Annotated in this window: 11 protein-coding genes; all 11 read left to right on the forward strand. The window is 40.4% G+C overall.

Annotated features, from left to right (window positions below):
- Positions 1-111 precede the first annotated feature (111 nt).
- Positions 112-909: a response regulator transcription factor gene (locus A9P82_RS13645; RefSeq protein WP_066208722.1), complete on the forward strand. Its 798-nt coding sequence runs from the start codon at positions 112-114 to the stop codon at positions 907-909.
- A gap of 6 nt (positions 910-915) precedes the next feature.
- Positions 916-1,725, forward strand: coding sequence for an alpha/beta fold hydrolase (locus A9P82_RS13650; RefSeq protein WP_066208724.1), 810 nt, complete (start codon positions 916-918; stop codon positions 1,723-1,725).
- A 131-nt stretch (positions 1,726-1,856) separates the two neighbouring features.
- Entirely contained in the window at positions 1,857-2,693 is an 837-nt protein-coding gene (locus A9P82_RS13655) for an SCO family protein (RefSeq protein WP_066208726.1), read from the forward strand.
- Positions 2,694-2,698: 5 nt separating this feature from the next.
- Complete coding sequence (locus tag A9P82_RS13660) at positions 2,699-3,244, forward strand: DUF420 domain-containing protein (protein ID WP_066208728.1); 546 nt, start codon at positions 2,699-2,701, stop codon at positions 3,242-3,244.
- Positions 3,245-3,492: 248 nt separating this feature from the next.
- Positions 3,493-4,065, forward strand: coding sequence for an RNA polymerase sigma-70 factor (locus A9P82_RS13665; RefSeq protein ID WP_197492179.1), 573 nt, complete (start codon positions 3,493-3,495; stop codon positions 4,063-4,065).
- A gap of 78 nt (positions 4,066-4,143) precedes the next feature.
- Entirely contained in the window at positions 4,144-5,319 is a 1,176-nt protein-coding gene (locus tag A9P82_RS13670) for a FecR family protein (protein ID WP_066208732.1), read from the forward strand.
- A 135-nt stretch (positions 5,320-5,454) separates the two neighbouring features.
- Complete coding sequence (locus tag A9P82_RS13675; RefSeq protein WP_197492180.1) at positions 5,455-8,853, forward strand: SusC/RagA family TonB-linked outer membrane protein; 3,399 nt, start codon at positions 5,455-5,457, stop codon at positions 8,851-8,853.
- Positions 8,854-8,889: 36 nt separating this feature from the next.
- Positions 8,890-10,374, forward strand: a complete 1,485-nt coding sequence (locus A9P82_RS13680) for a RagB/SusD family nutrient uptake outer membrane protein (RefSeq protein WP_066208734.1) — start codon at positions 8,890-8,892, stop codon at positions 10,372-10,374.
- A gap of 119 nt (positions 10,375-10,493) precedes the next feature.
- The gene (locus tag A9P82_RS13685; protein WP_066208736.1) at positions 10,494-11,315 is read left to right on the forward strand and encodes a DUF4843 domain-containing protein; all 822 of its coding nucleotides are present in this window, start codon (positions 10,494-10,496) and stop codon (positions 11,313-11,315) included.
- Between the two features lie 23 nt (positions 11,316-11,338).
- Entirely contained in the window at positions 11,339-12,808 is a 1,470-nt protein-coding gene (locus A9P82_RS13690) for a PKD-like family lipoprotein (RefSeq protein WP_066208739.1), read from the forward strand.
- A gap of 39 nt (positions 12,809-12,847) precedes the next feature.
- Positions 12,848-13,969 carry a TlpA disulfide reductase family protein gene (locus A9P82_RS13695; protein ID WP_197492181.1) on the forward strand — a complete coding sequence of 374 codons (1,122 nt, stop codon included), beginning with the start codon at positions 12,848-12,850 and terminating at the stop codon, positions 13,967-13,969.
- Positions 13,970-14,120: the final 151 nt, after the last annotated feature.

Raw genomic sequence — 14,120 nt, forward strand, 5'->3', positions numbered from 1 at the left:
AATACTGCAAATGTAAAATGACTGTTATCCTCAATCAATCCTCATTTATGAGGATAAAATCGTTGGTATTTTTGAAAGTATTTTCTAAATTTGGAGTGTAAACGACCGGTTATGCCTGCTTATAAAAAGTTCTCATACTCATACGAAGGATATCTGCGGGAGATTTATTACGACAAAGAGCAATCTGATGAACATGATGTTCTGGAGTTGTTTGCCAAGCTGCAAGGTTTTGCCAATACGGGATTTGGGGCGCTCCCATTACTTTTTATCATAGATTACAGAAAGCGGGAATATATTTTATACTCCGATGCCGTTCGCCAGATAGCGGGCTATCATCCGCGCGATTTTTTGGATTCCGGGCTGGAGATGCTTTTGTATGTTTACCAGAAAGACGATTTTAAAATTTATAACGAAAAAATCTTTTCCCGCAACTGTGAATTTCTCCGGTCCATACCACAAAGCGAGCACGAGAACTATTTGTTTTCTTACACATTTCGCATTAGCGATGCAAAAGGAAAGCATCAGCAAATATGGCAAAGAGGTAGTTATATTACTTCGCCGGAAACGGGACTTCCATTATATTCTTTGGGCATTTGCCTTAACCTTACGGCTGTGAAAACAGATACCCGCATGGTACACACGATTGAGAAAATGAATAGAAACAGCCCTGCCAATTTAATGATGGAAACCAATTATTTCTTCCCCAACGAAGAAGACAAATTGTTTTCAAAAAGAGAAAAAGAAGTATTGCTGTACATGGCAGACGGGCTTTCTACCAAGCAAATTGCAGATAAAATGCGCGTTGCAGATACAACCGTTATTACCTACCGGAAAAAAATGATGGAAAAATCCAATACTAAAAATACTGCTGCATTGATAGCCTACAGTACACAAAACAGAATAATTTAGACAGTTATGCAAAAGATACTTTTTTATCACGGCGGTCCCGGGCTTAACGGCAATCCGGAACGCAACCTGCTGGCGTCTATGTACAAAACCGCGAATTTGGATTTGCAGGTTTGGGATGAGCCTTCGCTATTGAGAGGCACTTTAAAAGAGTTGAACACACGCACGCATTTTGAGCAATTGCTGCATAGCGCAGAAGACTTTCTGTTACAGCACTATGACGGAACGCCGCTGCATTTATTCGGAAGCAGCTGGGGCGCCCAAGTGGTTGCATGGCTTCAACAAAATCATAGTGATAAAGTCGCTTCAATAATTTTGTCTGCCCCTTGTTTTGATATATACAAAGCCGACCATAATATTTTCACTTTTATTGCGCAAGATTACAAGGGAAATAATGATGATAGTAATTTTGAAAAAATGCAGCAAGTAATTGAACGTTTATCCGGCTCATTCGATGATAATGCAATAAAAGGCTGGGAGCTGGCATTGGCAAATCCGGGATTTTTAAATTATTACTGGACAAACACAGAAGCACAGGCAAAATATCTTGCCAACTTTATAGCACCCGAATATGGATTTGATATCGAAAATTTTTTCGCCGTAAGAAAATCTATGACCGATATACATATCATTCCTACCTCGACAAAAACAATTATTGTATATGGTGCGCGTGACAAGATTGTAATCATACCGGAAGAAATGGATTTTATAAAAGAAAAGTTTCCCCGTCATGTAATATACAGGCTGGAGCATTCGTCTCATTATCCGCATATTGAAGAAGCGCAGCGTGTGGCGGATATAATAGCTGCCGAAGTATAAATACAAAATCTTAAAATCCTTTTTCAAAATTGTTTTATCAAAATTATGTAGGACTTTTGCCACGAAATCAATTCTAAGCAAAAAATCGAAATGCTTTTGACTTTTGCTTTCTTATCTTTATCGGAATTGTAATGAACAAAAAAGCATTAGCTGCAATTGCAGTAGCCTTATTTATTCCCCTTGTTGGTTATCTGTTATTGAAGTATGCCGGCGAGAACGCAGTAGATGTGCCGCGCAATTATATTTATGATTCGGTCGTTACCAAAACCGATAATGGCAAAATATACGACGATACTGTTTGGCATACCGTGGAGAATATCCGTTTGGTTAATCAGCTTGGCGATACCGTGCAATTGTATGATATAAAGAATAAAGCCATTGTAATGGATTTCTTTTTTACAAGCTGCGGTTCTATTTGTCCCACGCTTACGCACAATATGCGGATGCTCCAAAAGTCATTTGAAAAAGGCAGTCACTCCCAGTCTGTACAAAATGATGCAGATGGCGCTAACCGTGTACAGTTTATTTCTTTTAGTATCGATCCTGAGCGTGACAGCGTTGCACGACTGAAAAAATATGCCGACAGATATGGTGTGAACAACGATAACTGGTGGTTTCTGACGGGCAATAAGGATTCGATTTACAACTTTATTTATGAGCAGTTAAAGGTAGATAAGTATGACGATACCATTCCCATTAGCCCCGATTTTCCGCATACGGGAAGGTTTGTATTGCTGGACAGAGACCATCACATTCGCGGCTACTACGATGGCTTGGATACAGCAGAGGCTTTGCCGAAACTTGCGCATGACATTGGTGTATTGATGGTGGAAAAAGACCGTGAACATCCGGCAGCACTACCTTTCGATCCGGTGGAGATGGGTATTTGTTTTGCGATTACCATTGTGATTGTTCTATTGCTGGCGCGTATTATTTTTAAAAAGAAAAAAAATATCAACAATAAATAAACTTTATGTTACAGGCTGCTATTCAGAAGAATGATAAGAAAGCAAAATGGTTGATTGGAATTGTATCTGCGGTTATTTTTGGTGCAGTTGTGGTTTTGGACAGGCACATTATCCATCCGACTTTTACGTTGTTTGATGTGCGGTATTTTGCGCTGGCAAATGCCGTGATTAATACGCTTGTTACTATCTGCTTACTCGCAGCATTGTGGGCTGTGAAGCGAAAGAAATTTGAGCTGCACCGCAATTTTATGTTTGCGGCAATTATTCTATCCGTATTATTCTTATTGTCGTATATCTGTCATCATTTGTTTGCCGGCGATACGGTTTATGGCGGCACAGGTGCAATTCGTTACGTGTATTATTTTATTCTCATTTCACACATTGCGTTGGTAACAATTATGTTGCCGTTTATATTGTTTACTGCTTATCGCGGATTGACAGGCGAATGGGCAAAGCATAAAAAAATAGCGCGCTATACATTTCCATCGTGGTTATATATTTCGGTTACGGGACCAATTATTTATTTTATGATTGCTCCTTATTATCATTAAAAATATTTTAAAGAATAATATTGAAAGCCTTCAGCACATTTTGTCTGAGGGCTTTTTTCATCTGTTTATTTTTATTGTTTTTTAATTGTCAGATGGAATGCCTTGAAATAATTATCGCTTTGGGTATGTAAAATACTTATGGGCATTTCATGTGAAAGAGAATGGTATAATTATTTTATTTATCTTAACTAATTTTTATAATTTATTTTTTCATTAATTTCGTTCCGGTTCATCATTTATTTAAAATTGTGCATAATTATCATTCTTATTCAGATGAAGAGTTGCTTCACTTAGTATGTGAGAGCGACGAATCTGCATTCAGAGAAATTTTCGAGAGGTATTGGAAAAAGCTTTATGCAATGGCGTACAACCGCCTGCAATCCAAACATGGTGCGGAAGATGTAGTGCAGGATGTGTTGAGTACATTGTGGACGCGGAGGGAAAAACTGGAAATAAAATCCCTGAATCATTATCTGTCATCTGCTGTTCGGTATAGTATTTTTCATGCAATGAGAAAACAACTGAAAGAAGATGAACTAACGAAAGCGCTCCATATAAATGGCAATACTTTTACCACCATCGACGAAAGTCTGAAGTATCAACTTATAGAAGAAGCTGTTCGGAAAGAAATTGACCGACTGCCCGATAAATGCAAACTCGTTTTCCAATACAGCAGAGAGTTGGGCATGAGTAACCGCGAAATTGCTGAAGAACTTCAATTATCATCCAAAACTGTTGAAGCGCACATTACGCGTGCCATCAGGCAATTGCGTTCTGCGTTAAAAAGTTCATTATCTTCTTTCTTTTCCTTATTTTTTTAATTTTTCAGAAAAAAATCCAAAACAGACTAAGGGTTAGCGCCTTTTTTCTTCACTTTATTAAAGAACGCCTTGTAATTAATGGAAAATTCATTGCTAAAAGAGTTATTAGAAAAATACTTAACTGGTGTTGCCAACGAAGACGAAGCGAGGCAATTGACGGAGTGGTACCAATCTTTTAACGATGAAAATATAATTGTTCCCGCTCAGTTTGAAGATGAAGAGAACAATATTTACGAAAGGCTGAAAGCGCGCATGGATGCGACACTGAACAGTTCATTGAAAACGGAAACGGTACGTATGCCTTTTTTATTTCGTTATAAGAATGTTGCAGCTGCGGCAATTATTATTGTGTTATTGGGCAGCGGTTTTTGGTGGTGGAGCCGCAGTAATATTTCTTCGCCGAAACAAACGGGAACGATTGTACAAAATATGATACAGCCGGGGCGTAACGGTGCAATATTAACGCTGGCAGATGGAACTCAGGTGGTTTTGGACAGTTCTAATAACGGGCAAATAGGCGTACAGGGCAGCAGCAAAATTGTGAAGCAGGGAAATATTGTAACATACACAAATGCGAATGCTGTTGTAGGCAATGCTGTGCAATACAATACAATGAGTACGCCGCGCGGCAGGGAATTTCAGATTGTATTACCCGATGGAACAAAGGCATGGCTGAATGCCGCGTCATCCATAAAATACCCGACAGCGTTTAACGATTCTGCAAGGCTCGTTTCCATTACCGGAGAAGTATATTTTGAAGTGGCACATCAATTGGGTAAGACAGGAAAGAGGGTGCCTTTTGTGGTGCAGACAGACCGTATGTCGGTAAAAGTTTTAGGAACGCACTTCGATGTAAATGCTTATCCCGATGAGCAAAATTATAAAGCAACTTTGTTTGAAGGTAGCGTTGAAGTTTATGGAAATGATGAATACAATGCCGTAAAAATAGTTCCGGGACAACAAGCACAAATGCAGGAAAGCAATGCACAACCGAAAGTATCGGAGGCTGATTTGGATAAAGCAATGGCTTGGAGAAACGGTATGTTTCAGTTTGATGATGACAAGCTGGACAATATTCTGAAACAGGTTGCGCGTTGGTACGATGTGGACGTGGATTGTGCGGCAGACAAGCGACAACTTCGGTTTAACGGTGTTATTTCAAGACGCGCCGATGTTGCAGATATTTTACATTTATTGTCGGTAACGGGCGTAGTGAATTTTAAAGTAAACGGCAGAAAAATATATGCTTATTAAAAAGTACATGAGAAAATTTTTTTTTGCCCGAAGTGATATGTAAGAGTTAAGCGCAAAAATTTATTGATATAAAAAATGGACAGACTTCTCAAAAAGTCGGTCTGAAATCTTATTGCCTTTTCCAAAGAAAAGACAATGAGTTCGGAATCTAAAACAAAACAATCCAAACTAAAATTAAAAAACACAATGAAGGTTGGAACGCTATTTTTAATCATCGTAATGTTAAGTTTTCGCTTGTGCGGACAAACGGTTTCTATCAAAGAGAAAGGAATGTCTTTGCCGAATTTGTTTAAAGAAATAAGAAGGCAAACAGGCTTTGAGTTTTTGTATAACAGCGAAATGATTGAGAAGCTGCCTGCGGTAGATGTGAATGTTAAAGATGCGAATATACCGCAAACGCTGGACAATTGTTTTAAAACATTGCCATTGACCTATTCTATTATTGACGACAAAACTATTATCGTAAGAAGAAAGAAAAATATTCCGGCGCTTCCTGCCGATACGGTCAAGCAACCTATGAAAAAGATTGTCCAGGGAACGGTCATCGATGAAACGGGCGTTCCCATACAAGGCGCGAGCGTACAGGTAAAAGGTGTTGCCCGCGGCGTTTTCACGGATAATAAAGAGAATTTTTCACTTGATATTACGAACGTACCGGCAGATTCATTGATTATAAGTTACGTTGGTTTTCAACGTAAATCTATTGCGGCAATACCCGGACATGCGGATGTTACGTTGCAACTGGTGGAAAAAGAAATGAGCGACATAGTTGTTTCAACAGGTTATCAGGAAATCAATAAAGATAGCTATACGGGCACGGCGGTTTCGGTTTCCGGCGCGGAACTTAAAAAAGTAAATCCTCAAAGCATTTTACAAAGCTTGCAAACATTTGACCCTTCTTTCAAAATTGTAGAAAATAATCTTGCAGGTTCAAATCCCAATACGCTTCCCAATATCAACGTTCGCGGCTCTACGGCTTTGCCAAGCGGTAGTACAGATGCCATCAGTCGCAATACGCTTTCGGGAACAGTCAATATGCCTACATTTATTCTGGATGGTTATGAAGTAGATGTACAAAAAATATTTGACCTTGATATTAACCGTGTCAAATCCGTAACCTTACTGAAAGATGCTGCAGCTACGGCTGTATATGGTTCGCGTGCTGCTAACGGCGTTGTGGTCATTGTTACCAATCCGCCTAAAGAAGGAAAGTTGCAGGTTTCATATAACTATGAGCTAAATGTAACTACACCGGATATATCGGCATATCATGAGTTGGACGCGACACAAAAACTGCAATACGAAAAGCTCGCAGGCTTGTACAGCACCGATAATAATCCGGCATTGTCGCAAGACCAGTTAGACGATATTTATTATCACAAATTAAATCTTGTGCTTAGCGGCGTTAATACCGACTGGCTTGTACAACCTGTACGCACTACCTACGGACAAAAGCATTCGCTATACATTGAAGGCGGTTCATCAACATTCAGATATGGACTGGCAGCACGTTATCAGACAGATCCCGGCGTAATGAAAGGTTCCACGCGAGACAGGTACAGCACCGATCTTGACCTTTCGTACAATATCGGCAATAAATTTCTTTTCAAAAATACGGTAAGCATTACCCAAATGAAAAGCAAAGAATCGCCGTATGGAGATTTTTCCGACTATGTAAAAATGAATCCATATTATCCAATGACAGATTCCGCAGGAAAAATCGTTCAGGTGGTTGATAGCTGGACAGACCGTTCCGGAACAGGCGGCGGAATTGTTACAACTCCGGTGTTGAACCCTTTGTATAATGCCACGCTCGGCAGCTTCAACAAATCGGATTATCTGCAATTGATTGATGCGCTTTCGGCAGACTGGACTATTACTCGCGGGCTGCGCTTGAGAGGTCTCATCAGTATAAACCAGACAAGAAGCACGAGTGATAATTTTCAATCGCCGTTTGCCAATGCTTTTTATTTTTATGGTACTGACCAACTAAATCAGCGCGGCAGTTACGATTACAGCGATAATGTTGAAACTGTTGTGGATGGTAGCCTTACGCTGAATTACAACAAAAGGCTTGGACATCATTTTATCAATCTGGTTGCAGGCTCTAACATTCATACCGATAAGGGAGATTACAAAGCATTTTCGGCGGTCGGCTTTACCAACGATAAATTTTCCAACATCGGTTTTGCAAATAGCTATGCGCCGGGCTCGACACCTTATGGTTATGTGTCGCAGCAACGGCTTGCGGGCGCATTTACTTCGCTGAACTATTCTTATGACGATATATATCTGCTGGATTTTACTTTCCGCGAAGATGGTTCGTCTGACTTTGGTTCAAACAAAAGAGTTGCTCCATTTAATGCTGTAGGTATCGGCTGGAATATTCATAACGAGCCGTTTATGAAAGGCTCTGTTTTCAGCCGTCTTAAAATACGTGCAAGTACAGGTCTTACCGGTTCGGTTTCCTTTTCTCCTTATATGGCACAAACGACTTATAGCTACTATACCAGCAACTGGTATGCAACCGGTGCCGGCGCCATCGTAAACAATTACGGCAATAACAATCTCGAATGGCAACAAACCCGCGATAATGACTTGGGAATGGAAATAGGATTTATGCATGATAGGCTTTTGATTATGCCGAGATATTATTACAAATACACAAAAGGATTAATTGCAGACGTAACGCTGCCGCCATCAACAGGCTTCACTTCGTATAAAGATAATATCGGAAATATGCGCAACACAGGCTGGGAACTGAATTTCCAGTACGGCGTCATCAGCAACAAAAATTTTAACCTGAACCTCACGGCAAATCTTGTACACAACAAAAACGTGATTGTAAAAATATCCGATGCGCTCAAGGCTTATAACAATCGTGCGGACGATGCACAGTCAGACCCGGAAAATGTGGGAGCGCCTTTATTGCACTATCAGGAAGGACAATCGCTCAATACAATTTATGCTGTTAAGTCGTTGGGTATCGACCCGGAAAACGGCAGGGAAATTTATGTAAAAAAAGACGGAACGCTTACTTACGACTGGAGTGCAAATGATATCGTGCCCGTAGGCAATGCCGACCCGAAAGTAGAAGGTTATTTCGGCTCCAGCATTCGTTATAAGCAATTCAATATGACATTCAATTTTTATACGCGCTGGGGAGGCAAAATGTACAATCAAACTTTGGTTGACAGGGTCGAAAATGCCGACCCGCGTTACAATGAAGACATACGTGCGCTGGACGATAAATGGAAACAACCCGGTGATCATACTTTTTATAAAAGCATTTCTGACCTCGGGCAAACGCAGGTATCGTCACGCTTTGTGCAGAGCGATGCGGTGCTGCAATTATCATCGCTGTATCTTTCTTACGATGTAAAAAAATCGTTTTATTCAAAGCTGGGAATGGAAAGCCTGCGGTTTGCTTTTACAACCAACGATGTGTTTCGCCTGTCTTCGATCCGTATGGAGCGGGGTATCGATTATCCGTATGCGCATAGTTTCACTTTTTCTTTGACGGCTAATTTTTAATAAACATTATCAGAGAGATTCAAATAATTTTTTACAATGAAAAAATACTTAATCATATTAACCGGTTTGTTAGCGCTCAGCTCCTGCAACAAATGGCTGAATATAACGCCGCAATCGCAAGTCTCGTCCGACGACCTCTACAAAACGCAGGAAGGTTTTGAAGAAGCATTGAACGGCGTATACACTCGTTGTTCACAAGACGATTTGTATGGTAATGAACTCTCAACAGGTTTCCTGGACGTATTGGCGCAGGACTTTACCATATCAACTCAGAACGATGCCTATGGCTATCTGCAAACGCAAAAGTTCAATTATACCGATGCCAACTTTATCAGCCGTAAAGACAATACATGGAATGGATTGTACAATGCCATTGTGAATGCGAACCTTATTCTTGAGAACATCGACCAAAAGAAAAGTGTTTTTTCCAATCCCGATGAATATGCTATGATAAAAGGCGAAGCGCTGGCGTTGCGCGCTTATCTGCATTTTGATGTTTTCAGAATGTTCGGCTCATCGTTCAGCAGTACAGGCGCACCGGAAGGTATTCCTTATGTAACTACTTATTCCAACAAGGTAACCAAAACCTCTTCTCCGCAAGATGTAATGAAGGCGATAATTACAGACCTCGACTCGGCGAAAATGTTATTAAAACCTGTTGATCCTATTGTGAAAGGGACATATGTAATTGATTATCCGGGAAGTGATTCATCAACTGAAAATTCAAACCCTTCATTGTTTTTACAAGACAGAAGAAACAGGCTGAATTATTACGCTGTTTGCGGCGAGCTGGCAAGAGCATATTTGTACGAAGGCGATAAAAGCAATGCGCTTGCGAATGCTTTGGAAGTTATTCAGTCAAACAAGTTTCCCTGGACAAAATCTGCAGATTTGATTAACTCCGACCCAAGCCTGCAAGATAAAATCATGTACAAAGAAATTCTCTTCGGCTGGTATTGTCCGTGGGAATCGCAAAGCCTGCTGAATCGTTTCCTCTCGGGTGGTGGCGGTGTATTTGCTTCTCAGGACGATATGCAATATATCTATGAAACAAATGGCATAGGCGGCGAAGATAATCGAGCTAAAGCGTGGTTCCAGACAGGCTTGGACCAGAATATGATATTTGAAAAATATGCAAGAAACCAGGCGAAAGGAACAAGCGACGATAATAGCGTTAACCTTTATCCGCAAACAATTCCCGCGTTGCGCCTCAGCGAAATGTACTATATCGCGGCAGAATGCTCTTACGACAGCAGTCCACAACAGGCATTGGAATATTTTGACGATGTGCGTGAAAACAGAGGTATTGGAACTCCTCTGAGTGTTTCTTCCAAATCGCAGTTTACCGGCGAATTGATTAAAGAAGCGCGCAAGGAATTTTACGGCGAAGGACAAATATTTTATATGTACAAGCGTCTCAACCAAAGTATTGTAGGACATAGCGGCTCACTTATTTCGCCAAGCGATAAAATTTTCGTATTGCCTTTGCCAAACGATGAAGTGGAATTTGGAAACCGGTAAAAAATAAAATACATGAAATGAGTCATGAGAACTTTTCATACTTAAAGTGATGATTGTTTGACGAAACGGAGTTCGGCGAAGCCAATTCCATCTGACAGATAAAAAATAAAAATAAACAGATGAAGCGATTTTTGATTTATTCTCTTTTAATAACAATATCCGCGGCATACTTTACATCCTGTAAGCGCGATGAATTAGAATTGTACAACAGTCCCGATAATGTGTACTTCGATTTTACCGATGCACAGCGCGACAGCCTGCTATATACTTTTGCCTTTGAGCCTTCGCGCGAGGCAGATACTATTTATCTTCCCGTAAAACTTTCCGGGTTGAGAGAGAACAGAGATAGAAAATTTATTATCAAAATAGACCCGAATCCCGATTCTACTACGGCTGTTGCAAACAAACATTATAAGCCGCTTGACAGCGTGTACACGCTTGCAGCCAATACCGGTGAAACGGATGTGCCATTGATAATTTATAATACCGATACGGCTTTGCAATCCAAATCTGTCCAGATAAGGTTCAGGCTTTATCCTACATCTGATTTGGACACGGCTTTACCAAAATTGATAAAAGGACGGCTTGTATTTTCCAGCAAGCTCGAAGAGCCCGATTGGTGGACAATGTGGATGGGCGATTATTTTTCGCAGATAAAATTCCAGCTTTTCATCATTGTTACCGGACAAACTTCCATGACGACAGACGGACTGGATGCACCTAAAAATTTATATTTCGTCAGTGTGCTCACGAGCTTTCTCAATGATCCCGATGCATGGATAAGCAAAAATTCCGATAAAGGTTATGTATTGAAAAAACAGAATGACAATATTTATTATTTCTACAATACCGATAATCCGGAAAAGAAAATCTTATACCGATATGATGCGCAAGCCGGCAGATATTTCTTTATTGACGAAAACGGATTGGAAGTAAACTAATATTTCTGACGATTAAAATAACTATGATGCAATATAAATTTCTCTATCGCCTCTCTTTTGTATGTGCAGCTATTATTGCGATAGCGACTGTAAGCGGTTGTTATAAAGACAAAGGCAATTATGCTTATACAACTATTGCCGCGCCTGTTGTTTCTCATTTGGACAGCATTTATAATGTATATGTCGGCGACAGCCTTGTGGTAAAACCTGTAGTAACACTGCCTGGCGTGGACAACCCCAATCTGAGTTTTCAATGGACTATCGAAGTGCCGCCGATATCTCCGGCAGATACTAATCTTGTGTTCACAGGAAATGAACTGCATATTGTATTCGGGCTTGGTCCGCAAAAATATTTGGTGCGATTCGCTATTACCAATAATGATAATGGCATGAAGTATTTTCACGATTTTATCATCAACGGGCAAACGGCTTTCTCCATGGGAACAACCGTATTGACCGATGAAAACGGCGTAACGCAGGTATCTTTTATTAAGCCGGACGATTCCGTGCAGCCGAGAATATACCAGGCAGTGAATCCGGGCGAAGAACTGCCGGGCAATCCTGCGCAGATACTTGCTATTCCGGTAGCGTATCAGCCGCCGATTCAGAGCTATTGGGTATTTGGTAAAAGCGGCGAAAATACCGGTGTTGAAATTGATGCCAATACTTTTAAGAAAATAGAATACCTGAGAGATAATTTCTTCAGTGCGCCGGATACTGCACTCATTCCGCAAAATATGTTTGTTGATCCGCTTGGCGTTCTTTCCGGCGTTATCAATGGTGTGTTGTACAGTGGTACTACATCTACATGGAACGAAGCGCCCACTTATGGAATGTTTGATGCCGGAGCAACGGGCGATTACGAGTGTTCGCCGGAAATGGTATTTAATTACACGGGGACTTACGGTCCCGGAAATTTCGTAGGATTCGATATAAATCGTAAACAATTTCTGCGTTTCAATTTGTATGGAGCAGCTACTTATTTCGGTACGCAATATCAGGTTATTAATGATTCGCTGTTCAATCCTACCGACCTTAAAATGGATTTAGTTCACTTACAGCAAATCAACGGAGGACTTTGTTACGCCTACTGCAAAGCACCTGACAATGATACTTTGTACGAACTGGAGTTTAACGCAGAGTTTAATGGACCTTTCCAAATTACAAATATGCTTAAGCGCCCGTTTGCGCATCCTGAATTAATTACTGCTGCAACTAAATGGCAGGCTACGCAAAATGGTATTATTTATTTCAATTATCAGGATAAAGTATATCGTTACAATCCCACCAATCAGGATTTCAGAACAGTGAGTGCCGGTTTTGGCGGAAAAACAGTAACGATGGTAAAAGTGCTGGACCAAAATACTTTGACGGTAGGAGTTGATGGCAGCATTTATTATCTCGATATTAGTACAGGAAAATATGGAACGCTTATCAAAAAAATTGACGGGCTTCCCGGTAAAGTTATTGATATGGCTTATCGTGCGCAATAGCGCGATTAAAAAATTTGTTTAATTTTTAAAATGTATAAAATGAAAATCAATCTTATCAAATCAGTCGCAATGCAATCTGCTTTTCTGCTTTTGGGCGGAAGCATATTTGCGCAGCATAAAATGCCTTTTACTGCAAGCGGGCATATTGAAGGTCTTGCAGATGGAGAACTGTATCTCGCGTATGGCTCGTTCAGCAATATGCGCGCAGATACGGCGCAGGTAACAAATGGCTATTTCACATTCAGCGATTCGCTTTCCGAGCCGTCGTATGGAATGTTGTTTAATCACGATTACACGGTAAAAGTGGATATGTTTCTGGACAAAGGGAAAGTGATTATCAACGGGAATATCGATTCGTCTTATGACATCAGGGTTTCGGGAAGTCCTGTCGTAAACGAATATGCGGCGTACAATCAATCTCAAATGGATTTGAGAAAACCTGTTCAGGTAATTTACGAAAAAATGATAGCTGCATATAAAGCAGGCGATTCTGTAAGCATGAAAAAATATCAGGCGGACTTTAATGCTGCGCGCGACGAGCAAAGCAAGCAGGCTGTTGCAATGCAGGTTAATTATATAAAAACGCATCCGAACAGCAATGCAAGTGCATGGGAATTGCTGCACTATCTCAATGATAAAACATTAGAAGTAAGCAAGCAAATGTATAACGCGTTTTCTCCTGTTGTAAAATCTTCTGCAATGGGAAAAGAAACGGGCGAGAGAATTGCAACGCTTAGTCGTGTGGAAGTGGGAAATAACGCGCCGGGCTTTGCGCAGGCAGATGAAAACAATAAGTCCGTAACACTTTCTTCTTACAAGGGAAAATATGTGTTGCTGGAGTTTTGGGCAAGCTGGTGCGGACCTTGCCGCGCCGAAAGTCCGAATGTGCTGAAAGCATATAAAAAATACAAAGACAAGGGCTTTGATGTATTGTCCGTTTCGCTCGATCACGAAAAAGATAAATGGGTAGAAGCCGTTAAGAAAGACGGTTTGTTGTGGAAACAGGTTTCAGATTTGAACGGCTGGAAAAATGCCGTTGCCGTGCTTTACGGAATTAATGCAGTGCCTGCAAATTTTCTCATTGACCCATCGGGAAAAATAGTTGCGCAGGATTTGCGCGGCGATGAGCTTAACAACAAGCTGGCAACAATTTTTAAATAGACGTTACAAGCATAGTATGGATTTGATAAAAGAGCATCGGCATCGGTGCTCTTTTTGTTAAAAAATATTTTTTGAAGAGCAGGTAAAAACATTTTTTTGGAAAACTAAAAAAATAGTTATACGTTTGAGTAAATTAATTTATCAACTAATA

The sequence above is a fragment of the Arachidicoccus sp. BS20 genome (genome assembly GCF_001659705.1).
Taxonomy (GTDB): domain Bacteria; phylum Bacteroidota; class Bacteroidia; order Chitinophagales; family Chitinophagaceae; genus Arachidicoccus.

Excerpts from the sequence above, each read along its gene's own strand:
- A9P82_RS13695 (WP_197492181.1), top strand. The coding sequence starts at position 12,848 with ATGAAAATCAATCTTATCAAATCAGTCGCAATGCAATCTGCTTTTCTG.
- A9P82_RS13690 (WP_066208739.1), top strand. The coding sequence starts at position 11,339 with ATGATGCAATATAAATTTCTCTATCGCCTCTCTTTTGTATGTGCAGCT.
- A9P82_RS13650 (WP_066208724.1), top strand. The coding sequence starts at position 916 with ATGCAAAAGATACTTTTTTATCACGGCGGTCCCGGGCTTAACGGCAAT.
- A9P82_RS13660 (WP_066208728.1), top strand. The coding sequence starts at position 2,699 with ATGTTACAGGCTGCTATTCAGAAGAATGATAAGAAAGCAAAATGGTTG.
- A9P82_RS13680 (WP_066208734.1), top strand. The coding sequence starts at position 8,890 with ATGAAAAAATACTTAATCATATTAACCGGTTTGTTAGCGCTCAGCTCC.
- A9P82_RS13655 (WP_066208726.1), top strand. The coding sequence starts at position 1,857 with ATGAACAAAAAAGCATTAGCTGCAATTGCAGTAGCCTTATTTATTCCC.
- A9P82_RS13645 (WP_066208722.1), top strand. The coding sequence starts at position 112 with ATGCCTGCTTATAAAAAGTTCTCATACTCATACGAAGGATATCTGCGG.
- A9P82_RS13685 (WP_066208736.1), top strand. The coding sequence starts at position 10,494 with ATGAAGCGATTTTTGATTTATTCTCTTTTAATAACAATATCCGCGGCA.
- A9P82_RS13670 (WP_066208732.1), top strand. The coding sequence starts at position 4,144 with ATGGAAAATTCATTGCTAAAAGAGTTATTAGAAAAATACTTAACTGGT.
- A9P82_RS13675 (WP_197492180.1), top strand. The coding sequence starts at position 5,455 with ATGAGTTCGGAATCTAAAACAAAACAATCCAAACTAAAATTAAAAAAC.